At 52.0% G+C, this 26663-nt stretch carries 25 protein-coding genes, 1 tRNA gene and 2 pseudogenes; 16 read left to right on the top strand and 12 right to left on the bottom strand.

What is annotated here, in order from left to right; genetic code table 11:
• Positions 1 to 15 precede the first annotated feature (15 nt).
• Positions 16 to 3342 (top strand): annotated as a pseudogene (gene mscM, locus J4685_RS04145) (miniconductance mechanosensitive channel MscM).
• A gap of 136 nt (positions 3343 to 3478) precedes the next feature.
• On the opposite strand, the gene J4685_RS04140 reads toward mscM, so the two are convergent.
• The 3 genes from J4685_RS04140 to epmA form a co-directional block, all read right to left on the bottom strand.
• Positions 3479 to 3799 carry a hypothetical protein gene (locus J4685_RS04140; protein WP_001682126.1) on the bottom strand — a complete coding sequence of 107 codons (321 nt, stop codon included), beginning with the start codon at positions 3797 to 3799 and terminating at the stop codon, positions 3479 to 3481.
• A 64-nt stretch (positions 3800 to 3863) separates the two neighbouring features.
• Positions 3864 to 5366: a glutamate/gamma-aminobutyrate family transporter YjeM gene (yjeM, locus tag J4685_RS04135; RefSeq protein WP_000149876.1), complete on the bottom strand. Its 1503-nt coding sequence runs from the start codon at positions 5364 to 5366 to the stop codon at positions 3864 to 3866.
• A gap of 225 nt (positions 5367 to 5591) precedes the next feature.
• Entirely contained in the window at positions 5592 to 6569 is a 978-nt protein-coding gene (epmA, locus tag J4685_RS04130; RefSeq protein WP_000004799.1) for an elongation factor P--(R)-beta-lysine ligase, read from the bottom strand.
• 322 nt (positions 6570 to 6891) lie between these two features.
• On the opposite strand from epmA, the gene frdA reads away from it, so the two are divergent.
• The 5 genes from frdA to J4685_RS04105 all read left to right on the top strand — a co-directional run bounded on the left by frdA (position 6892) and on the right by J4685_RS04105 (position 10830).
• Positions 6892 to 8682: a fumarate reductase (quinol) flavoprotein subunit gene (gene frdA, locus J4685_RS04125; RefSeq protein ID WP_001192954.1), complete on the top strand. Its 1791-nt coding sequence runs from the start codon at positions 6892 to 6894 to the stop codon at positions 8680 to 8682.
• The gene (gene frdB, locus J4685_RS04120) at positions 8675 to 9409 is read left to right on the top strand and encodes a fumarate reductase iron-sulfur protein (protein WP_000829509.1); all 735 of its coding nucleotides are present in this window, start codon (positions 8675 to 8677) and stop codon (positions 9407 to 9409) included. The genes frdA and frdB overlap by 8 nt, the downstream gene beginning before the upstream one ends.
• Positions 9410 to 9419: 10 nt before the next feature.
• Positions 9420 to 9815, top strand: coding sequence for a fumarate reductase subunit FrdC (gene frdC / locus J4685_RS04115; protein ID WP_000208749.1), 396 nt, complete (start codon positions 9420 to 9422; stop codon positions 9813 to 9815).
• 10 nt (positions 9816 to 9825) lie between these two features.
• Complete coding sequence (frdD, locus tag J4685_RS04110; RefSeq protein ID WP_000609652.1) at positions 9826 to 10185, top strand: fumarate reductase subunit FrdD; 360 nt, start codon at positions 9826 to 9828, stop codon at positions 10183 to 10185.
• A 111-nt stretch (positions 10186 to 10296) separates the two neighbouring features.
• Positions 10297 to 10830, top strand: a complete 534-nt coding sequence (locus J4685_RS04105; RefSeq protein ID WP_001238393.1) for a lipocalin family protein — start codon at positions 10297 to 10299, stop codon at positions 10828 to 10830.
• Positions 10831 to 10846: 16 nt separating this feature from the next.
• Here the strand turns inward: J4685_RS04105 and sugE are convergent, their stop codons facing one another.
• Positions 10847 to 11164, bottom strand: a complete 318-nt coding sequence (gene sugE, locus J4685_RS04100) for a quaternary ammonium compound efflux SMR transporter SugE (protein WP_000118469.1) — start codon at positions 11162 to 11164, stop codon at positions 10847 to 10849.
• Positions 11165 to 11419: 255 nt separating this feature from the next.
• Between sugE and J4685_RS04095 the strand changes: the two genes are divergently transcribed.
• A complete protein-coding gene (locus J4685_RS04095) occupies positions 11420 to 12007 on the top strand; it encodes a helix-turn-helix transcriptional regulator (protein WP_000912959.1) in 588 nt (195 codons plus the stop codon).
• A 30-nt stretch (positions 12008 to 12037) separates the two neighbouring features.
• On the opposite strand, the gene ecnB is transcribed toward J4685_RS04095, so the two are convergent.
• From ecnB to efp, 3 genes are all read right to left on the bottom strand, one after another.
• Entirely contained in the window at positions 12038 to 12184 is a 147-nt protein-coding gene (gene ecnB / locus J4685_RS04090; RefSeq protein ID WP_000239598.1) for a lipoprotein toxin entericidin B, read from the bottom strand.
• 107 nt (positions 12185 to 12291) lie between these two features.
• Positions 12292 to 12426, bottom strand: a complete 135-nt coding sequence (locus J4685_RS04085) for an entericidin A/B family lipoprotein (protein WP_000977687.1) — start codon at positions 12424 to 12426, stop codon at positions 12292 to 12294.
• Positions 12427 to 12487: 61 nt separating this feature from the next.
• Positions 12488 to 13054, bottom strand: coding sequence for an elongation factor P (gene efp, locus J4685_RS04080; protein WP_000257282.1), 567 nt, complete (start codon positions 13052 to 13054; stop codon positions 12488 to 12490).
• A 40-nt stretch (positions 13055 to 13094) separates the two neighbouring features.
• Between efp and epmB the strand changes: the two genes are divergently transcribed.
• Both epmB and J4685_RS04070 read left to right on the top strand, forming a co-directional pair.
• Positions 13095 to 14123, top strand: a complete 1029-nt coding sequence (gene epmB, locus J4685_RS04075) for an EF-P beta-lysylation protein EpmB (protein ID WP_000940487.1) — start codon at positions 13095 to 13097, stop codon at positions 14121 to 14123.
• A gap of 281 nt (positions 14124 to 14404) precedes the next feature.
• Positions 14405 to 15262, top strand: a complete 858-nt coding sequence (locus tag J4685_RS04070) for a YjeJ family protein (RefSeq protein ID WP_001229225.1) — start codon at positions 14405 to 14407, stop codon at positions 15260 to 15262.
• A gap of 47 nt (positions 15263 to 15309) precedes the next feature.
• Here J4685_RS04070 and J4685_RS04065 read toward each other — a convergent pair whose 3' ends face one another.
• The 3 genes from J4685_RS04065 to J4685_RS04055 all read right to left on the bottom strand — a co-directional run bounded on the left by J4685_RS04065 (position 15310) and on the right by J4685_RS04055 (position 17890).
• Positions 15310 to 15663, bottom strand: coding sequence for a DUF4156 domain-containing protein (locus tag J4685_RS04065; RefSeq protein WP_000558210.1), 354 nt, complete (start codon positions 15661 to 15663; stop codon positions 15310 to 15312).
• A 243-nt stretch (positions 15664 to 15906) separates the two neighbouring features.
• On the bottom strand, positions 15907 to 17553 hold the full coding sequence (groL, locus tag J4685_RS04060; RefSeq protein ID WP_000729126.1) for a chaperonin GroEL: 1647 nt from the start codon (positions 17551 to 17553) through the stop codon (positions 15907 to 15909).
• 43 nt (positions 17554 to 17596) lie between these two features.
• Positions 17597 to 17890, bottom strand: coding sequence for a co-chaperone GroES (locus J4685_RS04055; RefSeq protein WP_000027827.1), 294 nt, complete (start codon positions 17888 to 17890; stop codon positions 17597 to 17599).
• Between the two features lie 275 nt (positions 17891 to 18165).
• On the opposite strand from J4685_RS04055, the gene yjeH reads away from it, so the two are divergent.
• Positions 18166 to 19407 (top strand): L-methionine/branched-chain amino acid transporter, encoded by a 1242-nt coding sequence (gene yjeH / locus J4685_RS04050; protein WP_031609293.1) that lies wholly within the window; start codon positions 18166 to 18168, stop codon positions 19405 to 19407.
• A 58-nt stretch (positions 19408 to 19465) separates the two neighbouring features.
• Here yjeH and J4685_RS04045 read toward each other — a convergent pair whose 3' ends face one another.
• Positions 19466 to 19942, bottom strand: coding sequence for an FxsA family protein (locus tag J4685_RS04045; RefSeq protein WP_001267291.1), 477 nt, complete (start codon positions 19940 to 19942; stop codon positions 19466 to 19468).
• A gap of 340 nt (positions 19943 to 20282) precedes the next feature.
• Between J4685_RS04045 and aspA the strand changes: the two genes are divergently transcribed.
• The 6 genes from aspA (at position 20283) to J4685_RS04015 (ending at position 26085) form a co-directional block, all read left to right on the top strand.
• Positions 20283 to 21719, top strand: a complete 1437-nt coding sequence (gene aspA, locus J4685_RS04040) for an aspartate ammonia-lyase (protein ID WP_000069440.1) — start codon at positions 20283 to 20285, stop codon at positions 21717 to 21719.
• A gap of 114 nt (positions 21720 to 21833) precedes the next feature.
• Positions 21834 to 23135 carry an anaerobic C4-dicarboxylate transporter DcuA gene (gene dcuA / locus J4685_RS04035; protein WP_000637595.1) on the top strand — a complete coding sequence of 434 codons (1302 nt, stop codon included), beginning with the start codon at positions 21834 to 21836 and terminating at the stop codon, positions 23133 to 23135.
• Positions 23136 to 23255: 120 nt separating this feature from the next.
• A complete protein-coding gene (gene cutA / locus J4685_RS04030; protein ID WP_000887832.1) occupies positions 23256 to 23603 on the top strand; it encodes a divalent cation tolerance protein CutA in 348 nt (115 codons plus the stop codon).
• Positions 23579 to 25282, top strand: a complete 1704-nt coding sequence (locus tag J4685_RS04025; RefSeq protein WP_000068892.1) for a protein-disulfide reductase DsbD — start codon at positions 23579 to 23581, stop codon at positions 25280 to 25282. The genes cutA and J4685_RS04025 overlap by 25 nt, the downstream gene beginning before the upstream one ends.
• Before the next feature lie 36 nt (positions 25283 to 25318).
• Complete coding sequence (locus J4685_RS04020; protein ID WP_001188504.1) at positions 25319 to 25894, top strand: transcriptional regulator; 576 nt, start codon at positions 25319 to 25321, stop codon at positions 25892 to 25894.
• A gap of 115 nt (positions 25895 to 26009) precedes the next feature.
• Positions 26010 to 26085, top strand: a tRNA-Phe gene (locus J4685_RS04015).
• 79 nt (positions 26086 to 26164) lie between these two features.
• Here the strand turns inward: J4685_RS04015 and J4685_RS22680 are convergent.
• A pseudogene (locus J4685_RS22680) lies at positions 26165 to 26242 on the bottom strand (helix-turn-helix domain-containing protein); the annotation flags it as partial.
• Positions 26243 to 26663 lie beyond the last annotated feature (421 nt).

Raw genomic sequence — 26663 nt, 5'->3', positions numbered from 1 at the left:
AGAGAGAATGCTGACGTGCGCCTGATTATCGCTTTTCTGATGGCCTGGTGCCTCAGCACGGGGGCGTTCGCCGCAACGGCCCCCGACGCCAAACAAATCACGCAGGAACTGGAGCAGGCAAAAACGGCGAAACCCGCTCAGCCGGAAGCCGTTGAGGCGCTCCAGACTGCGTTAAACGCGCTTGAAGAGCGAAAAGGCTCGCTTGAGCGCGCGAAACAATATCAACACGTTATTGATAATTTCCCTAAGCTATCCGCCACCTTGCGCGCCCAGTTGAATAATCTGCGCGATGAACCTCGCAGCGTACCGCCAGAGATGTCCACCGAAGCGTTAAATCAGGAGATCTTGCAGGTTAGCAGCCAGCTACTGGATAAAACCCGCGAGGCGCAACAGGAGCAGGAGCGCGTCAGGGAGATCGCCGACTCGCTCAGCCAGCTTCCCCAACAGCAAAACGACGCCCGCCGCCAGCTTAATGAGATTGAGCGACGACTCGGCGCCGCAGGCGGAAGTGCCGCGCTTAGCCAGGCGCAAAGTCTCAGTATGCAGGCGGAGTCCGCCAAACTAAAAGCGTTAGTCGACGAACTGGAGTTGGCGCAACTGTCCGCCAACAACCGGCAGGAACTGGCTCGTCTGCGTTCCGAGCTGGCGGAAAAACAGAGTCAGCAATTGGATGCGTATCTTCAGGCGCTGCGCAATCAGCTCAACAGCCTGCGTCAACGTGAAGCGGAACGCGCGCTGGAAAGCACTGAGCTGCTGGCGGAAAACAGCGCCGGTTTGCCGGAAGGCATCGTCGAACAATTTAAAGTCAACCGCGAGCTGTCACAGGCGCTCAATCAACAAGCGCAGCGGATGGATCTGGTCGCCTCGCAGCAGCGACAGGCCACCAGCCAAACGTTACAGGTGCGTCAGGCGCTCAATACGCTGCGGGAGCAGTCGCAATGGCTTGGCGTGTCCAACATGCTTGGCGAAGCGCTGCGCGCGCAGGTCGCCCGTCTGCCAGAGATGCCTAAGCCGCAGCAGCTTGATACGGAAATGGCGCAGCTACGCGTTCACCGTATGCGCTATGAAGAATTACTCAATAAGCAACCGCAGCTACGGCAAATACGTCAGGCCAATGGACAACCACTGACCGCCGAGCAAAACCAGATTCTTGACGCCCAGCTTCGCACTCAGCGCGAGCTGCTCAACTCTTTGTTACAGGGCGGCGACACGCTGATCCTGGAGTTGACCAAACTGAAAGTCTCCAACAGCCAACTGGAGGATGCGCTTAAAGAGGTTAATGAAGCGACCCACCGTTATCTGTTCTGGACCGCTGACGTTAGCCCGCTATCGCTCTCCTGGCCTGTTGATTTGGTTCAGGATTTACGTCGGCTTATCTCATTAGATACGTTTAATCAGTTAGGTAAAGCCAGCATCATGATGCTGACCAGCAAAGAGACGCTACTGCCGTTATTCGGCGCGCTGGCGCTGGTCGGGTTTAGCCTCTATTCACGCCAACACTTCAACCGGTTCCTTGAGCGCTCGGCCTCGCGCGTCGGGAAAGTCACCCAGGATCACTTCTCGCTGACGCTGCGAACGGTGTTCTGGTCGATTCTGGTCGCCTCGCCGCTGCCCGTCTTGTGGGCGACGCTCGGCTATGGTCTATAGGAAGCCTGGCCGTATCCGCTGGCCGTCGCCATCGGCGATGGCGTGACGGCGACAGTACCGCTGTTGTGGGTAGTCATGATTTGCGCCGCTTTTGCCTGCCCTAATGGTCTGTTTGTGGCGCATTTCGGCTGGCCGCGAAACCGGGTAGCGAAAGCGATGCGCTACTACCTGATGAGCATTGGGCTGATCGTGCCGCTCATTATGGCAGTGATCATGTTTGATAATCTTAACGATCGGGAGTTTTCCGGCTCGTTGGGCCGCCTTTGCTTCATCCTGATATGCGGCGCGCTGGCGCTGGTCACGCTGAGTCTGAAAAAAGCGGGCATCCCGCTCTATCTTGATAAAGAAGGCAACGGCGACAACATGGTCAACAGCCTGTTGTGGAATATGTTGATGGGCGCGCCGCTTATCGCGATTCTGGCGGCGGCGGTGGGTTATCTGGCCACGGCGCAGGCGCTACTGGCGAGACTGGAAACCTCGGTCGCCATCTGGTTCCTGTTGCTGGTCATTTATCACGTCATTCGCCGCTGGATGCTGATCCAACGACGCCGACTGGCTTTTGACCGCGCCAAACATCGTCGGGCGGAAATGCTGGCGCAGCGCGCGCGCGGCGAAGAAGAACCGGCGCACTCCTCCAGCCTGGAAGGCGCGGTCGACATCGATGAAAGTGAAATCGATCTTGACGCTATTAGCGCTCAGTCGCTGCGTCTGGTTCGCTCAATTCTGATGCTTATCGCCCTGCTATCGGTAATTGTACTGTGGTCGGAAATCCACTCGGCATTCGGCTTCCTGGAGAATATTTCGCTGTGGGATGTCACCTCTACGGTGCAAGGCGTGGAAAGTCTGGAGCCGATTACCCTGGGGGCGGTGCTCATTGCGATTCTGGTCTTTATCATCACCACGCAGTTGGTGCGTAATCTGCCTGCGCTGCTGGAGCTGGCGTTATTACAGCATCTCGATTTAACGCCAGGTACCGGTTACGCCATCACGACCATCACCAAATATCTGTTAATGCTGATTGGCGGGCTGGTCGGTTTCTCGATGATCGGCATTGAGTGGTCGAAGCTACAATGGCTGGTTGCCGCGCTCGGCGTTGGGCTTGGTTTTGGCCTGCAAGAAATTTTCGCTAACTTTATCTCCGGCCTGATTATTTTGTTTGAAAAGCCGATTCGTATCGGCGATACGGTGACCATTCGCGATCTCACCGGCAGCGTGACCAAAATCAATACCCGCGCCACCACCATCAGCGACTGGGATCGTAAAGAGATTATCGTGCCGAATAAAGCCTTTATCACCGAACAGTTTATCAACTGGTCGCTGTCTGACTCCGTTACGCGCGTGGTGTTAACCATCCCGGCGCCGGCGGATGCCAATAGCGAAGAGGTGACGCAAATTCTGCTGACGGCGGCGCAGCGCTGTTCTTTGGTGCTTGATAACCCGCCGCCTGAAATCTTTCTGGTGGATCTCCAGCAGGGTATTCAAATTTTTGAACTGCGTATCTATGCCGCGGAAATGGGACACCGTATGCCATTACGCCATGAGATCCACCAATTGATTCTGGCTGGCTTCCGCGAGCACGGTATTGATATGCCGTTCCCGCCGTTCCAGATGCGTCTGGAGAGTCTCGGCGGTAAACAAACGGGGAGAACGTTAACGTCAGCGGGTAAAACCAGCCTCCCGGCGGGGAGTTTGTAGCGCATGATCCCGGCAAGAAATGCCGGATGCGCCCCGTCGGGTCTTATCCGGCCTACGGGCCGACAATTAATCTGTAGGCCCGATAAGCTTGCGCCATCGGGCATTTCATCGCAACTCACAGACATTTTCGGACTTATTATGCGTCCAGATCGGCAACAGGCAGGTTAATTTCGCTATAGCGCATTCGGAATAAATCGCCGTAACCCACCAGTTCTCCGCGAAATACGAGGCATCTTACAACATACGCGCAATAAATATCCGACACATGTTTCCACTTATCCTCATCGCGATCCCTTAACGTGCCAATAGTCATTCCTACTACCATCGCAACCTTTCGACGTGCAACATGAACGGAAGAAAGAATAACCTTTTCTATTTCAAGGATATCTTCCGGAGTAAAATTGAGTGCCCTAATCTCATCTTCCGTGATAATCGGGTCTCTCGAACTATCATTCATCACGTTCTCCATAGGGCAATAAACGCCGGATGCGACCCGTGGGGCCTTATCCGGCATACGGCCTTTACTCCGCCGCCCACTCCGGATCAGCGCTCATGCGGCTGCTGTAATTCTGATAAATTGCCATCGCCAGCAGCGAGAAGAAGATCGGGCCGCCGATCATCCACAAGGCGCTGTCCCAGTCCCCAGCTTCAATCACCGGCTGGATGATGGTAAAGACGTTGGCAAACGTCACCACCAGCACCACAACACCCGTCGCGACCAGGGTAGAGGCTTTGGTTTTAAAGAGAACAAATGGCCGCTCCAGATCCTGACGCGCTTTAAAGAAGGGAAATGCCAGCGCAAGGAACAGGTATGGCAAGGTCATTGAGACGTTCGCCATCAGCGTGAGTTTGTTATAAAACGCCGATGCGGTGTCACCGCCAAAAGAGACCAGCAAAATAAACAGACTCACCAGCACGCACTGTAGCCACATAGCGGTCGCCGGCATACCGTTAGCGTTCAGTGTTGTCATCGGCGCGGGCCACAACGCTTTTGGCGTCCCCTGAATAATGGCTTTCAGCGGTGAATAGCTCAACGTAAAAAACGCGCCGGTATAAGCCAGAAACATAGAAAGGCCGGTGATACGCGCAAACCAGACGCCCACCGTCATCGCAGCTTCCGGAGAAAGGTTTAACGCGTTACCTAATGTCGTGCCTAAACTCGACATCAGAATGTAGGTGATATTCCCTAAGTTAACGGCGCTATTACTTAATATCTGTTGCCAGTTAGTGCTGACGCCCCATAAAAAGATCGCCAAAGAATAACCAATTGAAATCACAATGGCCGCGAAGACAATGCCTTTCGCAAAATTCTTTTCCGGTTTTTCGGTTTTATCCACCAGTCCGCCGACAGCCTCAATACCGCCGTAAGCAAAAATAGCAAATACCACAAATGACAACATTGCCAGGCCGGAGTGATAACCCGGATTCGGTGACGAGGTAAAATTAATCTCTTGTGCAAAATGCCCACCATTTAATAACAAAATAGCGACACTCACTAACAATAAAACCAAATTAAGACACATTACGGCAATACCTCCGACCGCCGTAATTCGCGCAATTTTATTGATCCCTCTGGCGGCGACACACGTCACCAGAATCATCCAGCCAACGGCGAGCAGCCCGACAACCTGCGTAGGCTCAAGCCCCGCAATACGCCAGTGCTGCGTCATATCGGCGCCAAAAACAAAAGTAGAAAACGGTACCCAAATTTTTGCCGCCGTACTTACCATCCATATGACATACGATGAAAACCACATAAACGTGCCGATAAACGCGTAACGCGGCCCCACGCTATTATTCATCCACGAATAGATCCCGCCCTCTTCTTTGCGATAAGCGGAACCCATTTCAGCCATCATTAAGGCGAATGGAATAAAAAACAGCAAGGCAGAAAATATATACCACGGGATTGCGCTATACCCCATTAAATAAAACGCCGACGGGCTATTCGCAAAACCAAAAACAGAAGTAAAAATCATCAGGATAAGCCCAATAAGGCTCATCTTTTTTATCGTGTGGGTCATTCAACCATCCCTTACGCTCGAGCGCGTTTGCCAGACGCCGCTCACCGATTGACGCTGCCTTCTTTTTTACAAAGGTCAGCGATAAAAAAATCAACACAGGATTGATACCTAAATGGCATCAAAGTTCCAGCCTTATGTTGTGGCAAACAGAAGATAATTGAAAAAATATGCTACAAAATGGCGCTTATTGCGCCATTTTATCTCGCGAAAGAGTGAATTTCAGATTTACGCCCGATCGACCGTAAAAGCAATCACGTCCGCCAGGCTTTCTGCTCCCAGCGCCAGCATCACCAGACGATCAACACCCAGCGCCACGCCGGAACAATCCGGTAGACCGGCGGCCAGCGCATCCAGTAGATTTTGGTCAATCGGCTGCTGCGGCAGACCGCGCGCGGCGCGCTTACGATTGTCCTGTTCAAAGCGCTGTTGTTGCTCACGTGCGTCCGTCAGTTCGTGGAAACCATTCGCCAGCTCAATACCTTTGTAGTACACCTCAAAGCGCTCGGCGACGCGATGATCCTCGGTACTGATTTGTGCCAGCGATGCCTGACTTGCCGGAAAGTGATAAATAAAGGTCGGCTTTTCTTTACCTATATGCGGCTCAACCCCCATCGTGAACAGCAGTTGCAGCAACGTATCACGGTCTTCTTCCGTATCAGCGATATTGCTTAAATCAAGCTTTGCCGCCGCCTCACGCAGTTGCGTTTTATCTGCTGATAACGGGTCAATCTCCAGATGGCGCTGAAACGCCTGTTGATAGGAGAGACTTTCCGCAGGTTGACAATCCAGCACTTGCTGAAGCAAATCATCCACTTCATTCATCAGGCGGTACATATCGTAATGCGGGCGATACCACTCCAGCATAGTGAATTCCGGATTATGATGTCGTCCCATCTCTTCATTACGGAAACTGCGGCATAGCTGGAAAACCGGGCCGCACCCTGCCGCCAGCAGGCGTTTCATATGGTATTCCGGACTGGTCATTAAATAGAGGTTCATCCCCTGGGAATGGCCAGGACCGACGAAACGCGTTTCGAACGGGAACAGATGAATGTCTGTGACCGTCGCCTGACTCATGCAGGGCGTCTCAACCTCAAGCACTCCACGATCGGCAAAGAAACGACGGATTTCCGTCATAATCGCCGCACGTTTTAATAAATTGGGGATGGACGCGCTCGGCTGCCAGGTTGCCGTTTCGCTCATGATTCTTTCTCCAGTTTAAGACAAGGTCACGAAGTCTACTCGCAACGCGCGGGCGAAACAAATTTTGCGCAGGCGTATCGGGCGCCTTCTGGAGGGTAAAAAAAGTGATTTCAGATGGTTTAGTAATTAAATTAATCAAAATCAATGATAATTCATCCCTCTGATACGCTAAAAAAATCGAACACGTCAAATTTCCCTGACATCCCTGAGACTATACTGTTGTACCCATAAAGGAGCAGTGGAAACGCATTCATACTTCGCAGAACCCAGAGGCTTTATCTGGCTGCGCGAGGGTGAAATTACAATAATCTGGAGGAATGTCGTGCAAACCTTTCAAGCCGATCTTGCCATTATAGGCGCCGGTGGCGCGGGATTACGTGCTGCAATTGCTGCCGCACAGGCGAATCCCAATGCTAAAATCGCACTGATCTCAAAAGTGTACCCGATGCGCAGCCACACCGTCGCTGCCGAAGGGGGTTCAGCCGCTGTCGCCCAGGATCATGACAGCTTTGACTACCATTTTCACGATACGGTAGCAGGCGGAGACTGGCTGTGTGAGCAGGATGTCGTGGATTACTTTGTCCACCATTGTCCCACTGAGATGACGCAGCTGGAGCAATGGGGCTGCCCGTGGAGCCGCCGTCCGGACGGTAGCGTTAACGTGCGTCGCTTCGGTGGTATGAAAATCGAGCGTACCTGGTTCGCCGCGGATAAAACCGGCTTCCATATGCTGCATACCCTGTTCCAGACTTCCCTACAGTTCCCGCAAATCCAGCGCTTTGACGAACATTTTGTGCTGGATATTCTGGTTGATGACAACCATGCGCGCGGCCTGGTGGCAATGAACATGATGGAAGGCACGCTGGTGCAAATCCGCGCCAACGCCGTGGTCATGGCGACAGGCGGCGCAGGCCGCGTATACCGCTATAACACCAATGGCGGCATCGTCACCGGCGACGGGATGGGCATGGCGCTGAGCCACGGCGTTCCGCTGCGTGATATGGAATTCGTTCAGTATCACCCGACCGGCCTGCCAGGTTCCGGTATCCTGATGACTGAAGGTTGCCGCGGCGAAGGCGGTATTCTGGTCAATAAAAATGGCTACCGTTACCTGCAAGACTACGGCATGGGCCCCGAAACGCCGCTGGGCGAGCCGAAAAACAAATATATGGAACTGGGGCCGCGCGACAAAGTATCCCAGGCTTTCTGGCACGAATGGCGTAAAGGCAACACCATCTCCACGCCGCGCGGCGATGTGGTTCACCTCGATCTGCGTCATCTCGGCGAGAAGAAACTGCATGAACGTCTGCCGTTCATTTGCGAACTGGCGAAAGCCTATGTCGGCGTCGATCCGGTTAAAGAACCGATTCCAGTACGTCCGACCGCGCACTACACCATGGGCGGCATTGAAACCGACCAGAACTGTGAAAGCCGTGTCAAAGGGCTGTTTGCCGTTGGCGAATGCTCCTCTGTTGGCCTGCATGGCGCGAACCGTCTCGGTTCCAACTCACTGGCGGAACTGGTGGTGTTTGGTCGTCTGGCTGGCGAACAAGCAATGGAACGCGCTGCTACGGCAGGCGCCGCAAATAGCGCCGCGCTCGACGCCCAGGTTGCCGATATTGAACAACGTCTGAAAAATCTGGTGAACCAGGAAGGCAACGAAAACTGGTCGAAGATCCGCGATGAGATGGGTCTGTCTATGGAAGAAGGTTGCGGTATTTACCGTACCCCGGAGCTGATGCAGAAAACCGTTGATAAACTGGCCGAGCTTCAGGAACGTTTCAAACGCGTACGTATCTCCGATACCTCCAGCGTGTTCAACACTGACCTGCTGTATACCATCGAACTGGGTCATGGTCTGAACGTGGCGGAATGTATGGCGCACTCTGCGCTGGCGCGTAAAGAGTCCCGCGGCGCGCATCAGCGTCTGGATGAAGGCTGTACCGAGCGCGACGATGTGAACTTCCTCAAGCACACCCTCGCCTTCCGCGATGCTGATGGCACGACCCGCCTGGAATACAGCGACGTGAAAATCACCACCCTGCCGCCAGCCAAACGTGTTTACGGCGGTGAAGCGGAAGCAGCCGATAAGAAGGAGAAGGCGAATGGCTGAGATGAAAAACCTGAAAGTTGAGGTGGTGCGCTATAACCCGGAAACCGATACCGCGCCGCACAGTGCTTTCTATGAAGTTCCTTATGATGAAACAACATCGCTACTGGACGCGTTGGGCTACATCAAAGATAACCTGTCGCCAGACCTGAGCTACCGCTGGTCCTGCCGTATGGCGATCTGCGGCTCCTGCGGCATGATGGTCAACAACGTCCCTAAACTGGCGTGTAAAACCTTCCTGCGCGATTACACCAACGGTATGAAGGTGGAAGCGCTGGCGAACTTCCCGATTGAGCGCGATCTGGTTGTCGATATGACGCACTTTATCGAAAGCCTGGAAGCGATCAAACCGTACATTATTGGCAACTCTCGCACGCCAGATCAGGGGCCGAATGTCCAGACTCCGGCGCAAATGGCGAAGTATCACCAGTTCTCCGGTTGCATCAACTGTGGTCTGTGCTACGCCGCGTGCCCGCAGTTCGGTCTGAATCCTGAGTTTATCGGACCGGCTGCGATTACGCTGGCGCATCGCTATAACGAAGATAGCCGCGATCACGGTAAGAAGGAGCGTATGGCGCAGTTGAACAGTCCGAACGGCGTATGGACCTGTACTTTCGTGGGCTACTGCTCCGAAGTCTGTCCAAAACATGTCGATCCGGCTGCGGCCATTCAGCAGGGTAAAGTGGAAAGCTCGAAAGACTTTCTTATCGCTACCCTGAAACCACGCTAAGGAGTGCAACATGACGACTAAACGCAAACCCTATGTGCGGCCGATGACGTCCACCTGGTGGAAAAAACTGCCGTTTTATCGCTTTTATATGCTGCGCGAAGGCACAGCGGTGCCGGCAGTCTGGTTCAGTATTGAACTGATTTTCGGTCTGTTTGCGCTCAAACACGGCGCAGAATCCTGGATGGGATTCGTCGGCTTTTTACAAAACCCGGTGGTAGTGATCTTAAACCTGATCACCCTGGCGGCCGCGCTGCTGCACACCAAAACCTGGTTTGAACTGGCGCCGAAGGCGGCCAATATCATTGTAAAAGACGAAAAAATGGGGCCAGAGCCAATCATCAAAGGGCTTTGGGTGGTCACTGCGGTAGTCACCGTAGTCATTCTGTATGTTGCCCTGTTCTGGTAAGGAGTCCCGGATGATTAATCCAAACCCAAAACGTTCTGATGAACCCGTATTCTGGGGACTGTTTGGCGCAGGCGGTATGTGGGGCGCGATCATCGCGCCGGTGATCGTGCTACTGGTTGGCATCATGCTGCCACTGGGGCTATTTCCGGGCGATGCCCTGAGTTTTGAGCGCGTACTGACGTTCACCCAAAGCTTTATTGGTCGCGTTTTTCTGTTCCTGATGATCGTGCTGCCGCTATGGTGTGGCCTACACCGTATGCACCACGCGATGCATGACCTGAAAATCCACGTGCCTGCGGGCAAATGGGTCTTCTACGGTCTGGCGGCAATCCTGACCGTTGTGACGGCGATTGGCGTTATCACTCTCTAAGTTGCCACGACGCCCTCTTATCTACCCGATAAGAGGGCATTTTTTCTTTTCCTGCCTCTCATTTTCCCGCCAGGTTCTACACTTAGAAAAAACACTGGAAGGAAAAACGCTATGCGCTTGCTGCCCGTCGTTGCTGCGGTTACTGCGGCATTTTTGATTGTCGCCTGTAGTTCGCCTACCCCGCCTAAAGGCGTTACCGTGGTAAATAACTTTGATGCCAAACGTTACCTCGGCACCTGGTATGAGATCGCACGCCTCGATCATCGATTTGAACGTAGACTGGAACAAGTCACGGCCACCTATAGTCTGCGTGACGATGGCGGGATTAATGTCATCAATAAAGGCTATAACCCGGATCGGGAAATGTGGCAAAAAACAGAAGGCAAAGCGTATTTTACCGGTAGTCCAAACCGCGCCGCGCTCAAGGTCTCTTTTTTCGGCCCGTTCTACGGCGGCTATAACGTGATTGCGCTTGATCGGGAATACCGTCATGCGCTGGTGTGCGGCCCGGATCGCGACTATCTGTGGATACTCTCTCGCACGCCAACGCTTTCTGAGGAAATAAAACAGCAAATGTTGGCCGTCGCGACCCGGGAGGGGTTTGACGTCAATAAATTAATTTGGGTAAAACAATCAGGTTCGTAGCAATGTCAGCGACGAATTAATGCGCACTGAGTTTTAGCCCAATGATACCCGCGACGATCAAGCCAAGACTGAGCAAACGCGCCGGTGAGGCAGACTCGCCCAGCAGAAGGATACCGGTGATTGCCGCCCCAACGGCGCCGATGCCGGTCCAGATGGCGTACGCCGTTCCAACAGGCAGCGTTTTCATTGCCCAGGAAAGTAACGCCATACTGATAACCATGGCCGTAATGGTGATAATACTGGGGGTCAGACGAGAAAAACCGTGGGTATACTTCAGGCCGACAGCCCATACCACTTCAAGTAAACCAGCGATTAATAGAATGATCCAGGACATAGCAGGCTCCAGATAATTAATGGGGCCGTCCCCGGTGAGAATAGCGTTTACAGGTCGTCCTGTAACGTATACGGATGAAAAGCCATTCTTGCCTGAGAGAAAATGAATTTCAACCTTTTTATTTTTTTCCGTCTAAAGGCGGGAATTGGCCCTTTTAAGCCGCGTAGTTTTCGCATTTAGCGCCCACAGGAGTTCTCTATGATGGAACGCCTTCTGGGAAAGAAAGTGCTTTACTACTTCCGGGTGCAAAAAACTATGTTGAAAATTTTAGTGATAGACCGATGCCACTTTACCCGTACGGGCATGGAGGCCTGGCTTAATCACACTGATGTGCTCAGTTCTTCACTGCTGGTATCCGGGATGAATAACCTTATACTGGCGAAAGAACATATTCTGCAATGGAAGCCCCATCTGGTTATCGCTGATTTATATGGTTTTCTCAACGATGCCTTACCCGAACAGCCTATCAATGCATTTTTTGCCGCCTGCAGGATGACGCCGTTGGTATTATTACAGTCAGGGAATATGCCGTACAGACCGCAATATGCCAGTCATGCAGTGTTATCTAAACACACGCCTTTACATGAGCTTGCACAACGAATTAAAGGAGCGCTATATACTCATCCACTGCAGGAAGCGCCGGAAAGCGCCACGCCATTGCTCTCTCCGCAGGAGGAAAAAGTGCTCGCGATGTGGACGGAAGGCACCAGCAATAAAGAGATTGCGTATGCGCTTGGCATTCACGGGAAAACGGTTTACACCTATAAACGTAATATCCGTATGAAACTTCATATGGATAACCGGTATTCTCCCTTTCTTATGCTTCCGGAGAAAATCGATTAACGGTACGACGCCATGCCGTACCGTTGATGATTACTGCTGAGCTCTGGTTGCAGCGCCAGAGATCGCACTACCACCGTCCGAGATGTCCTCGCCCACGCCGCGCGTGGTATTACAAGCAGTTAATACAGTGGAAAGTACCAAAACAGAAAAGATCGCTGCAATTGTCTTTTTAACCATAATGTCTTCCTTTTCTAGCCAATGTTGTTTGTGTATAGCAACTTAATAATAGACAACATCCCAGAAAATGATGGGCGATCGACTAATTTTAGGAAGACGAGAAGCGATTAGCTGGCTGCGCGGGAGATGGCGTGGCCAAGATGCTGAATATCTTCGCCGAAGCCGCGGGCGGTATTACATGCCGTTAATAATGTGCTGGTAAGAAGAACCAGCGCGACAAGGCCGATAAAGCGTTTCATCATTGATGGCGCGAAAAATAGGATGGCGCAGCATACGCTGCACCATTTTTCCCGATAACGTAAATTATTTTACGCGGGATACGTATTCGCCGGAACGGGTATCGACTTTGATCACTTCGCCAATCTGCACGAACAGCGGAACTTTAACCACTGCGCCAGTAGACAGCGTGGCTGGTTTGCCGCCAGTACCTGCGGTATCGCCCTTCAGACCTGGGTCGGTATCAACAATTTCCAGTTCAACAAAGTTCGGCGGAGTGACAGAGATAGGCTGACCGTTCCACAGGGTCACGATGCATTCCGCCTGATCCAACAGCCATTTTGCGTTGTCGCCGATAGCCTTGGCATCTGCAGACAGCTGCTCGAAGGTTTCGTTGTTCATGAAATGCCAGAACTCACCGTCGTTGTACAGGTAAGTCAGGTTCATATCGACTACATCCGCGCCTTCTGCGGAATCGGTCGATTTGAAGGTTTTCTCAACGCGCGTGCCGGTCAGCAGACGGCGCAGCTTAACGCGGGCAAACGCCTGGCCTTTACCCGGTTTCACGAATTCACTGGATTCAACCGCATAAGGTTCGCCATCCAACATGATTTTAAGACCGGAACGAAAATCGTTGCTATAGTAAGTCGCCATAAGGCCCTCTGAAATTGTTAACTGGTAGCTAAGCCACAAAATGGCGCATATTGTAACCCTAAATACCCCATTGCGAGAAGATTGGTTAGCGCAACTTGCCGATGTTGTGACCAATCCCGACGAACTGCTGCATCTTTTACAGATTGAAGCTGATGAAAACCTCCGGGCAGGACAGGACGCCAGGCGCTTGTTTGCCCTCCGCGTGCCGCGCGCTTTTATTGCGCGCATGGAGAAGGGCAACCCTGACGATCCTCTTTTACGTCAAGTGCTGACGTCCCGGGATGAATTTATTGTCGCCCCCGGTTTCTCCACCGACCCGCTGGAAGAGCAACACAGCGTGGTGCCAGGATTATTGCATAAATACCAAAACCGGGCGCTATTGCTGGTAAAAGGCGGATGTGCGGTAAATTGCCGCTACTGTTTCCGTCGTCACTTCCCGTATGCGGAGAATCAAGGCAATAAGCGCAACTGGACAGTCGCGCTGGAGTATATCGCCGTACACCCGGAACTGGATGAGATCATCTTTTCCGGCGGCGATCCGCTGATGGCGAAAGATCATGAGCTGGACTGGCTGCTCACGCAACTGGAAGCCATTAAGCACGTCAAGCGGCTACGCATCCACAGTCGGTTGCCTATCGTTATCCCGGCACGCATTACTGACGAACTGGTCGCCCGCTTTGACCAGTCACGTCTGCAAATTTTGTTGGTGAACCATATCAACCACGCCAATGAAGTGGACGAGGCGTTCTGCCTGGCGATGAAGAAACTGCACCACGTGGGCGTCACGCTTCTCAACCAGAGCGTCCTGCTGCGTGGCGTGAATGATAACGCGCAAACGCTGGCGAACCTGAGCAACGCGCTATTTGACGCCGGCGTGATGCCCTATTACCTGCATGTGCTGGATAAAGTGCAGGGCGCCGCGCATTTTATGGTCACCGATGACGAAGCCCGGCAAATCATGCGCGAACTGCTCACGCTGGTATCCGGCTATATGGTGCCAAGACTGGCGCGTGAAATCGGCGGCGAACCGAGCAAAACACCGCTGGATTTACAGCTTCGGCAGTGCTAATCCTCGCGGGCGCGTCAGGGACGACGAAAAATATTACCGCGCAATATCACGAGGAGATTCCCCCGCGATTCTCCTCACCCTCTGGCGAGGATAAACTAACCTTCGTTAAATACACCTTTCCGATACTCTCTTTTCAATAAAGTCCGTTTTAGGACTCGCTTAGCGTGTACTGCATTTTCGAATTATACTGGTTCTCCTTTTTATAGGACGGCATAAACAATTTATATATCAAATACATTGCAGTAAAACATTTAATTATTTTATATTTGTGGAGAATTGACATGGCCTTAACGATTAAGGGACTAAATACCGGCGTTATTCGTCACAATGATAAGTTTATCGCGCTGGCGCTTAAGGTGAAGTCACTGAGAAATAAAGAAACACTGCTTTTCTTTCCTGTGCTCGCGCTGCGAGACTTGTTGATCGGCCTTGAACACCGGCTTTATTTACAACACTCGCTTCCGGAACAAGAGCAGGAAAAACGCCAGAAAGCCAAAAGCAGTCATGTGCTTAAAATGCATGAGAATATTCCGGCAATACTCCGTGAGGAGCTGGAAAATGCTGATGTTAATCAGCGTGTTGAATCTTTAGCGTTGAGCGATAATACAGAAAAAGTATTAACCTTTACGTTAAAGCTGCACAATGGTAGCCATCTTGATTTACAGGTCGGTGAGTGGCAGGTTGAAGTTCTGGTGATGGCTATTATTCACGCCATTAATAATGCCGAAATGCGTGAGCTCGCATTGCGTATTTCTTCAATGCTGGACTTTTTACCATTATACGATGCTGACTGCCTGGAAAACGGTAATATCGAATTCGATACCTATAACCAGCCTGACTGGAAACATAATCTGTATAACCATTATTTAGCGCTCGTTTATCGTTATACGGATGAGGCAGGACAATCGCATGATTGCGGCACCATCATTAAGACCCGTAATCAGTCAGGCTCTAAAGAAGCTGAAGCAATATCACGCCGCTTGCTGAATTTCAGCCCGCGTCTTAAAAAGCTGGAAGGAAAACCGTGTAAGGTTTTTGTCAGAACGCTTGGAACCGGTAAAGCAGCGCGTCTGACGCAAGATCAATGCATGCGCGCGTTGCATAATCTACGCATGGCATCATCGCAGGAAAAACGCTAACCATATCGCCCTCTGAATCTTTCAGAGGGCGTTACGATTCAGACATATCAATTCGGACATTTATAAACCTGGCCGTTCATCTCGCTGGCCGTCGGGACAAAACTGGACAACATGCCCTGTGACGGACTACTTACGCCATACAGCACGTTTCCACCCATCGCGGCTGCCTGATTACGCAGATCGTTCGCTGCGCCACGCATTGAGCCACCCTCTTCGCCGTGCTGGCCTGAAAACCAGTTACTCTGTTTACCAGTTGCCGTACCAATAAGCTGGCATTCCGCGCCCGGCTTATCTTCGACAAAGCGTACATTTTGGCCGGCAGCGGTGAGTTCGTTGCTGGAGCTACAACCCGCCATCAGCAGCGCGGCGCCAACGATCCCTGCTAAATATTTCACGTGCATGTTATTCCCCATAATCAATGAGCTGGACGTTTTGTCCGTATCTGAATCTTATACTAAAAAGATGACTAAAAGAAAAACCCCCGGTCATTTCTGCCCGGGGGTTTCTCAATTCTGGGAGATAAGCACCCAAATCATTCTGGTTGCAGGAAGGCGGCCAGTTTGTTAATCCCCAGTCACTTACTTGAGTAAGTGACTGGGGTTAGCCAACGCATCTGCAGCCTGAAGGATGCAGGGGGTGGGCAATTACATCATGCCGCCCATACCACCCATACCACCCATGCCGCCAGCAGCGCCTAAATCAGGAGCATCGCTTTTCGGCAGGTCGGTCACCATGCACTCGGTAGTGATCATCAGACCAGCCACAGAAGCCGCGTACTGCAGCGCAGAACGGGTAACTTTGGTTGGGTCCAGGATACCCATATCGATCATGTTGCCGTATTCTTCAGTTGCTGCGTTGTAACCGTAGTTACCGTCGCCGCCTTTAACGGTGTTAGCGACAACAGACGGCTCTTCGCCGCAGTTCAGCACGATCTGACGCAGCGGAGCTTCCATTGCGCGCAGCGCAACTTTGATACCCACGTTCTGGTCTTCGTTCTGGCCTTTCAGGTCAGCAATTTTAGAAGCAACGCGGATCAGCGCAACGCCACCACCAGCAACCACGCCTTCTTCTACCGCAGCACGGGTCGCGTGCAGGGCATCTTCAACGCGGGCTTTCTTCTCTTTCATTTCAACTTCGGTCGCAGCGCCAACTTTGATTACCGCAACGCCGCCTGCCAGTTTCGCTACGCGCTCCTGCAGTTTTTCACGATCGTAGTCGGAGGTCGCTTCTTCAATCTGCTGACGGATCTGAGCAACACGGCCCTGGATGGCAGCTTCTTCACCCACGCCATCAATGATGGTGGTGGTGTCTTTGTTGATCACAACACGTTTCGCCTGACCCAGGTCTTCCAGGGTTGCTTTTTCCAGCTCCATACCGATCTCTTCAGAGATTACGGTACCGCCGGTCAGGGTAGCGATATCCTGCAGCATCGCCTTACGACGATCGCCGAAGCCCGGTGCTTTAACCGCAGCCACTTTCACGATGCCACGCATGGTGTTCACTACCAGGGTAGCCAGCGCTTCGCCTTCAACATCTTCAGCGATGATCAGCAGCGGTTTGCCTGCTTTTGCAACGGCTTCCAGAACCGGCAGCATTTCGCGGATGTTGGAGATTTTCTTATCAGCCAGCAGGATGAACGGGCTTTCCAGTTCTACTGCGCCAGTTTCCGGCTTGTTGATGAAGTAAGGAGACAGGTAGCCGCGGTCAAACTGCATACCTTCAACCACGTCCAGTTCATCCTGCAGACCGGTACCGTCTTCAACGGTGATGACGCCTTCTTTACCGACTTTATCCATCGCTTCCGCGATCAGTTTACCTACGGTTTCGTCGGAGTTAGCGGAGATAGTACCTACCTGAGCAATCGCTTTAGAGTCGGAGCACGGTACGGACAGCGCCTTCAGCTCTTCAACCGCAGCAGCAACCGCTTTGTCGATACCACGTTTCAGGTCCATCGGGTTCATGCCCGCAGCAACGGCTTTCAGGCCTTCGGTAATGATGGACTGCGCCAGTACGGTCGCGGTGGTGGTACCGTCGCCTGCAGCGTCGTTCGCTTTAGAGGCAACTTCTTTCACCATCTGCGCGCCCATGTTTTCAAACTTGTCTTCCAGTTCGATTTCACGCGCTACGGAAACACCATCTTTAGTGATAGTCGGCGCACCGAAAGATTTATCCAGAACCACGTTACGGCCTTTCGGACCGAGGGTTACTTTCACTGCATCTGCCAGTACGTTTACGCCGCGCAGCATTTTCACACGAGCGTCGTTACCGAATTTTACGTCTTTAGCTGCCATTTTCTCTTTCCCTTAAATTCGTATGTTCAGTGTCGTTCGCGGATTACGCTTCAACAATTGCCAGAATGTCGCTTTCAGACATGATCAACACTTCTTCATTGTCGATCTTTTCAGATTTCACACCGTAGCCATCGTTAAAAATAACGATGTCGCCAACTTTCACGTCCAGCGGCTGTACAGTACCGTTGTCCAGGATGCGACCCTTACCGACAGCGATGATTTCGCCACGAGTTGATTTACCCGCTGCGGAACCGGTCAGTACGATGCCGCCAGCAGATTTGGACTCAACTTCTTTACGTTTGACGATCACACGATCATGTAACGGACGAATACTCATTGATAGCTCTCCTTTGAGAAAGTCATTATCAGTTATGGGTGACGCCGGCCCGTAAACGGTTTCCCGGCTGGTGACCAGAGAGATGGGGATGGGGCTTTGCCCCTTCAAGGGGGGAGATGAAAAAAAATTCTTCTGAGCGAAAAAAGCGGTAAAAACGCTACTTATCTCACGTTTACCCAAGGTTTAGAACATCCTGCTATAAGAAAAGGCGTGTGTGATACGCTTAAAAATGTCTGTCGTCACCTGACGTTACAATGCCGCCGGATAATGGGCTGATGAATGAACTAAAAAAAGAGCTTGGGTTGGTTCAGGGCGTTATCTTGTTAACCACATCATTATTAGGGACTGGCGTTTTTGCGCTTCCGGAGCTGGCTGCGCTGGCGGCAGGCGACATCAGCCTTTGGGCATGGCCGCTGCTCATTATTTTGATTTTCCCTATTGCGATTGTCTTTGCTGTGCTGGGGCGTCATTTTCCACACGCTGGCGGCGTAGCGCATTTTGTCGGGATGGCATTTGGCCCGCGTCTGCAACGGGTGATCAGTTGGCTGTTTTTATCAGTCATTCCTGTTAGTTTTCCCGCAGCCTTGCATATTGCGGTGGGTTTCGGCCAGGCGCTGTTTGGCTGGCAAAGCGAACAGCTCTTATTTGGGGAGCTGGGTACTCTAGGTTTGCTATGGTTTATGGGATCGCGCGGCGCCAGCTCCAGCGCCAACCTGCAAGCCATTATCGCTGGATTAATTATCGCGCTTATTGCCGCCATTCTGTGGAAAGGCGCGATTAAACCTGCAGATATCACCTTCCCAGCCGCAAACGAAATCATCTTTTCCCGGCTGTGTACCGCCCTGGCGATCATGTTCTGGGGATTTGTGGGAATTGAGGCTTTTACGCATTTGTCGTCTGAATTTAAAAATCCTGAACGTGATTTTCCGCGCGCATTGATCATTGGCCTGATGCTGGCCGGCGCCATTTATTGGGCCTGTACCGCCGTGGTGCTGCATTTTGGCGTCTATAGCGACAAGATAGCGGCAACAGCATCGCTACCGCTTATTATTGTTCATCTCTTCGGTATCCAGGCGTTGTGGATAGCCTGCATTATTGGTTATCTCACCTGCTTTGCCAGCCTGAATGTGTATGCTCAGAGTTTTGCGCGTCTGATATGGACGCAAATGCAATATCAGCCCGATCACTATCTGGCTCAACTCTCTCCCGGGCGCCTTCCCTTGCACGCGTTAAACGTTATTCTGGCCTGTTGTTGCGTGAGTTCCCTGGTCGTCTACGCCCTGAAGATTAACCTCAATGCGCTGATCGTCTATGCTAACGGTATTTTTATTATGCTCTATCTACTTTGTATGCTGGCGGGCTGTCGACTGTTGAAAGGGCGCTGCTATGCACTGGCGGTGACGGGTTGTCTACTGTGCCTGTTATTGCTGGTAATGCTGGGGTGGAAAAGCTTATATGCCATTATTATGCTGGCAGCATTATGGCTGTTTTTACCGAAGCGAAAACGCATGGCGTAAGACGTATCTGTTGGCCGGATAACGCCTCACGCGACTTATCCGACCAGCATCTCTACCTTTAATCCCGACGATCGTCTTTATGTTCAATACGATCGCGATCGTCATCTTTACGCTGATACTCGCCGTCAAATGTTTCGCCACCGCCAGTACCCGCGCTAAACCCGCCGCCCGGCATCCGGGAAAAACGTAAATGCGGCAGCAACTTCAGCGTCAAATGTTTTTGCACTGGCGGTAACAAAAGGAGAAGGCCGAGAAAATCGGTGAAAAATCCCGGCAACAGGAGCAGTAAGCCAGCGATGATCAGCGATACACTCTTAATCATTTCTGCCGCCGGGCTCTCACCGGCCGCCATTTTTTGTTGCATCAGCAAAAAGTTTTTAAAACCCTGGTTACGTACCAGCGACATACCGATAACAGACGTAAAAATCACCAGGATTAGCGTCATCAGGACGCCAAGCACATGGGCGACCTGGATAAAGATAGAAATCTCAATGTAAACATAGAGAAAGACAGCTAAAAAGGGTATCCAGCGCAAAGGACTCTCCTGTAAGTCATGGCCGTCTGCGACGACCATTTGAATGGGGTTGCGATTCGCATCGATCCGATATGGTGATGCGTAGCAAAATTTCAAGTGGTTTGTACACTTATTTTAGGTAGTAATACTAAAGCGGTGACCTATTTCACAAAATAATAAATAAGGGGTAAATTCCCACACTTTAAGTGATCCAGATTACGGTAGGAATTCTGAACCAGCATATGATCTCGTTTATCAGGCCGATGGAGGGGATAATCGTCGGTCAGAAAACATTCGAAATCACATATATCCTGTGTGTTTTAAAGTAAAAATCATTGGCAGCTTGAAAAAGAAGGTTCACATGTCAAACAACATTCGTATCGAAGAAGATCTGTTGGGTACCAGGGAAGTTCCAGCTGAAGCCTACTATGGTGTTCACACTCTGAGAGCGATTGAAAACTTCTACATTAGCAATAACAAAATCAGCGACATCCCTGAATTTGTGCGTGGCATGGTTATGGTAAAAAAAGCGGCGGCGCTGGCCAACAAAGAGCTGCAAACCATTCCTAAGAGTGTGGCGAATGCCATCATTGCCGCATGTGATGAAGTCCTTAACAACGGTAAGTGCATGGACCAGTTCCCGGTAGATGTCTACCAGGGCGGCGCGGGCACTTCCGTCAACATGAATACCAACGAAGTGCTGGCCAACATCGGGCTGGAACTGATGGGTCATCAGAAAGGTGAATATCAGTACCTGAACCCGAACGACCACGTGAATAAATGTCAATCCACTAACGACGCCTATCCGACAGGCTTCCGTGTAGCGGTTTACGCCTCTATCGTCAAACTGATCGATGCCATCAACCAGTTGCGTGAAGGTTTCGAACGTAAAGCGGTTGAATTCCAGGACATCCTGAAAATGGGTCGTACCCAGTTGCAGGACGCCGTACCGATGACGCTTGGTCAAGAATTCCGTGCGTTCAGCATCCTGCTGAAAGAAGAAGTGAAAAGCATCGAGCGTACTGCTGAGCTGCTGCTGGAAGTCAACCTTGGCGCAACGGCAATCGGCACCGGTCTGAACACGCCGAAAGAATACTCTCCGCTGGCGGTGAAAAAACTGGCTGAAGTCACTGGTTTCGCCTGTGTTCCGGCGGAAGATCTGATTGAGGCGACATCTGACTGTGGCGCGTATGTTATGGTTCACAGCGCGCTGAAACGTCTGGCAGTGAAGATGTCCAAAATCTGTAACGACCTGCGCTTGCTCTCTTCTGGTCCTCGTGCCGGCCTGAACGAGATCAACCTGCCGGAACTGCAGGCGGGCTCTTCCATCATGCCAGCCAAAGTGAACCCGGTAGTACCGGAAGTCGTAAACCAGGTATGCTTTAAAGTCATCGGTAACGACACCACCGTTACGATGGCGGCGGAAGCCGGTCAGTTGCAGTTGAACGTTATGGAGCCGGTTATCGGTCAGGCGATGTTCGAATCCATCCACATTCTGAGCAACGCGTGCTACAACCTGCTGGAAAAATGCGTTAACGGCATTACCGCGAATAAAGAAGTGTGCGAAGGGTACGTTTATAACTCCATCGGTATCGTCACTTACCTCAACCCGTTCATCGGCCACCACAACGGCGACATCGTCGGTAAAATCTGTGCTGAAACCGGTAAGAGCGTACGTGAAGTTGTGCTGGAGCGCGGCCTGTTAACGGAAGCCGAGCTGGACGATATTTTCTCCGTACAGAACTTGATGCACCCGGCTTATAAAGCTAAACGTTATACTGATGAAAGCGAACAGTAATCGTACAGGGTAGTACCAAAGAGGCACGTCACGATGACGTGCCTTTTTTCTTACAAGAAGTTACCAAATAACAACAATTTAATATCAACTTGTTAAACAACAAGGAAGGCTAATATGATAGTTGTCGAACTTATCATTGTTTTGCTGGCAATCTTTTTGGGCGCCAGACTTGGGGGCATCGGTATTGGATTCGCAGGTGGGCTGGGTGTTCTGGTACTTGCCGCCATCGGCGTGAAGCCAGGGACAATTCCATTCGATGTCATTTCCATCATCATGGCGGTTATCGCCGCGATCTCTGCTATGCAGGTCGCGGGCGGTCTGGATTATTTGGTAAACCAGACGGAAAAACTGCTGCGTAAGAACCCGAAATACATCACTATCCTCGCACCGATTGTGACCTATTTCCTGACTATTTTTGCTGGTACCGGGAACATTTCCCTGGCAACGCTGCCGGTTATTGCTGAAGTCGCGAAGGAGCAGGGAATCAAACCTTGCCGTCCGCTCTCGACCGCCGTGGTATCCGCGCAGATTGCGATTACCGCCTCGCCGATTTCTGCGGCCGTGGTGTATATGTCTTCTGTTATGGAAGGTCATGGCATTAGCTACATTCACCTGCTGTCCGTGGTTATCCCCTCTACGCTGCTGGCGGTGCTGGTGATGTCCTTCCTGGTCACGATGCTGTTCAACTCCAAACTGTCGGACGACCCGATTTACCGCAAGCGTCTGGAAGAAGGGCTGATTGAACTGCGTGGTGAAAAGCAGATTGAAATCAAACCGATGGCAAAAAATTCCGTCTGGCTGTTCCTGCTGGGCGTTATCTGCGTGGTTGTTTATGCGATTGTCAACAGTCCGAGCCTCGGCCTAGTTGAGAAACCGCTGATGAACACCACCAACGCTATTTTGATCATCATGTTGAGCGTCGCAACGCTGACCACCATCCTGTGTAAAGTGGAAACTGACGCCATCCTCAACTCCAGTACCTTTAAAGCAGGGATGAGCGCCTGTATCTGTATCCTGGGTGTGGCGTGGCTGGGCGATACCTTCGTATCCGCTAACATCGACTGGATCAAAGACACTGCGGGTAGCGTCATCCAGGGCCATCCGTGGCTGCTGGCCGTCATCTTCTTCTTTGCTTCCGCGCTGCTCTACTCTCAGGCGGCAACGGCGAAAGCGCTGATGCCGATGGCGCTGGCGCTGAACGTCTCTCCGCTGACGGCAGTCGCTTCCTTCGCCGCCGTTTCCGGCCTGTTCATTTTGCCGACCTACCCGACTCTGGTTGCGGCGGTACAGATGGATGACACCGGTACAACCCGTATCGGTAAATTCGTCTTTAACCACCCGTTCTTCATCCCAGGCACCCTGGGCGTCGTTCTGGCTGTCTGCTTCGGCTTCCTGCTGGGCAGCTTTATGCTGTAAGTGTTTCACCCGCGGGGCGTATCACGCCCCGCATTCTCCCGCCCTTTGACTAACATCCTGCCCTCGTCCGTTGTATAGTGACCGTTCACTTGCGGGTCTTTTTGTTCTTTCGAGGTGTTTATGCTTGATGTTAAGAGTCAGGATATTTCCATCCCCGAGGCCGTTGTGGTGCTTTGTACCGCCCCGGATGAAGCTACCGCCCAGGATCTGGCCGCCAAAGTGCTGGCGGAAAAACTGGCTGCCTGCGCCACCCTCCTCCCCGGCGCGACATCGCTGTACTACTGGGAAGGCAAACTGGAGCAGGAGTATGAAGTTCAAATGATCTTAAAAACCACCGTTTCACATCAGCAAGCGCTTATCGACTGCCTGAAGTCTCATCACCCGTATCAAACGCCTGAACTTCTGGTTTTACCTGTTACTCACGGAGATACTGATTACCTCTCATGGCTCAACGCATCTTTACGCTGATCCTGCTGCTGTGCAGCACATCCGCCTTCGCCGGATTATTCGACGCGCCGGGTCGCTCGCAGTTCGTCCCTGCCGACCGGGCGTTTGTTTTTGATTTTCAGCAAAATCAACACGACCTTACCCTCTCCTGGCAGGTAAAAGAGGGTTACTACCTTTACCGTAAACAAATCAGTATCACGCCGACGAAAGCGGATATCGCCGCAGTCCAACTCCCGGCAGGCGTCTGGCATGAAGATGAATTCTACGGAAAAAGCGAAATCTACCGTAAGCGGCTAAACGTTCCGGTAACGGTTAACCAGGCGGCGGCTGGCGCGACACTAACGGTAACGTACCAGGGGTGCGCCGATGCGGGATTCTGTTATCCGCCGGAAACGAAAACGGTGCCGCTAAGTGAAGTTGCCGCGGCAATAGACGCCACGCCGACGCCAGCTGTCACCCAGACGGGTGAGACGTCAAAACCCGCCGCCCAGCTACCTTTTTCCGCGCTCTGGGCGCTGCTGATCGGCATCGGCATTGCCTTTACGCCCTGCGTTTTACCCATGTATCCGCTGATTTCCGGTATTGTCCTGGGGGGAAGGCAACGTTTGTCGACGGGGCGCGCACTGCTGCTGGCCTTTATCTATGTACAAGGGATGGCGCTGACCTATACCGCACTGGGTCTGGTCGTCGCCGCGGCGGGATTACAGTTTCAGGCGGCGCTGCAGCACCCTTATGTGTTAATCGGCCTTGCCATCGTGTTCACCCTGCTTGCGTTGTCGATGTTTGGCCTGTTCACACTACAGCTCCCCTCCTCACTGCAAACCCGGCTGACATTAATGAGTAATCGTCAGCAAGGCGGCTCGCCCGGCGGTGTTTTTGTTATGGGGGCGATTGCCGGATTAATTTGCTCGCCCTGCACTACAGCGCCGTTAAGCGCGATCCTGCTTTATATCGCTCAGAGCGGCAACATGTGGCTGGGCGGCGGTACGCTGTATTTGTATGCATTAGGTATGGGTCTGCCGCTAATGCTGGTCACCGTGTTTGGCAACCGCCTGTTACCGAAAAGCGGCCCGTGGATGGCGCATGTCAAAACCGCTTTTGGTTTCGTGATCCTCGCGTTACCGGTCTTTTTACTGGAGCGGATTATTGGCGAGGCTTGGGGTTTACGTCTGTGGTCGCTGCTGGGCGTCGCTTTCTTTGGTTGGGCCTTTATCACCAGCCTTCAGGCCAGACGAGCGTGGATGCGTATCGTACAGATTATCCTGCTGGCGGCAGCGCTCATTAGCGTGCGACCTCTACAGGATTGGGCGTTCGGATCGCCATCCGCGCAAGCTCCAGCGCACCTCAATTTCACGGCTATTTCTACCGTGGACGAACTCAATCAGGCGCTGGCGCAGGCCAAAGGCAAACCCGTCATGCTGGATTTCTACGCCGACTGGTGCGTGGCCTGTAAAGAGTTTGAAAAGTATACCTTCAGCGATCCGCGGGTTCAGCAGGCGCTCGGCGACACGGTGCTCTTGCAGGCTAACGTCACCGCTAACAATGCGCAGGACGTCGCGCTGTTAAAGCATCTGCAAGTCCTCGGGCTGCCCACCATTCTGTTCTTTGATGCCCAAGGCCAGGAACAGCCGCAAGCGCGAGTCACCGGCTTTATGGACGCCGCCACCTTTAGCGCGCATTTGCACGATCGCCAACCGTGAGCGACACTTGCAAAAGCAAAGACGGAGGAGAATACCGTGCAACGTGAAGATATTCTGGGAGAAGCCCTGAAATTACTGGAGACGCAAGGGATAGCCGATACTACGCTGGAAATGGTGGCGGAGCGCGTAAATCGCCCACTCGACACATTACAGCGTTTCTGGCCAGATAAAGAAGCCATTTTATATGACGCGCTACGTTATCTGAGTCAGCAGGTAGATATCTGGCGACGCCAGCTTCTTCTTGATGAGTCGCTTTCTGCTGAACAAAAGCTACTGGCACGCTACAGCGCGCTTTCGGAATGTGTCAGTAATAACCGTTATCCTGGTTGCTTGTTCATTGCCGCCTGTACGTTTTATCCCGACCCAACCCATCCTATTCACCAACTGGCTAATCAACAAAAACGCGCGGCACATGATTTTACCCATGAACTACTGACCACGCTGGAAATTGACGATCCGGCGATGGTTGCAAGGCAGATGGAGCTGGTGCTGGAAGGTTGTCTCAGCCGAATGCTGGTCAACCGCAGTCAGGCTGATGTAGATACCGCTCAACGGTTGGCGGAAGATATTCTGCGTTTTGCACAGTGCCGTCAGGGTGGCGCGCTCACCTGACGGGTACTGATTTTATGCATTTTGCCTGAAAAGCAGGCAGTCAGCGCGCTTTTATCACTTTTTTCGTGTAAAGCCGTTGACGACCGCGCCCCTTTACGGTTTAATGCGCCCCGTTGCCCGGATAGCTCAGTCGGTAGAGCAGGGGATTGAAAATCCCCGTGTCCTTGGTTCGATTCCGAGTCCGGGCACCACTTATTCAGAAAACCCAGCCTATGGCTGGGTTTTTGCTTTTCTGGGAATGGAAATCCGTAGCCCCCATCTCTGGCCTGACTAGCTATAACGAGAAGGCCAGATTTTCTCTGGCGCAACGCCCAGTGCTTCGGCGATCAGCCGCTCATCTTTGGGCCAGGGTCAAAAGCTTACTTAGCTACAGGGAGATTATTACCAGTAATAACGCCTATCACTTCATCTGACGGTTCGCTAGCCTCGACAAGTGAGTCCAATATTTCCGCCATGAACTTTTCCATCACTGACAACAATAATCCCTTCGCCAGTTTTGGTATTTTTATTTTTCGGTTTCTTTATTCTTAAATACTGTTTTCGACTCTTGTTCATAATCATAAATTAATACTCAGCACATCATGACTGATGATAGTTATCGGGGTAACAGAGCACATACTTTAAAATACTTATTCATAGTTTGTTATTACGGAAACATTTTAACCTCATGCGTGTCAGTCAGGCACGCAGATAAAAAATAACCGGGGAGAAAAATTAAACAAAATGCTGTTAGCCGGAAGTACCAGTATTGTTCTGTTGTCCGCTGCAA

Source organism: Salmonella sp. 32100201201700099SM (assembly GCF_017572645.1).
GTDB lineage: Bacteria > Pseudomonadota > Gammaproteobacteria > Enterobacterales > Enterobacteriaceae > Salmonella > Salmonella enterica.
Note: the sequence above shows the minus strand (reverse complement) of the source record. Positions and strands in the feature narration are given on the sequence as shown.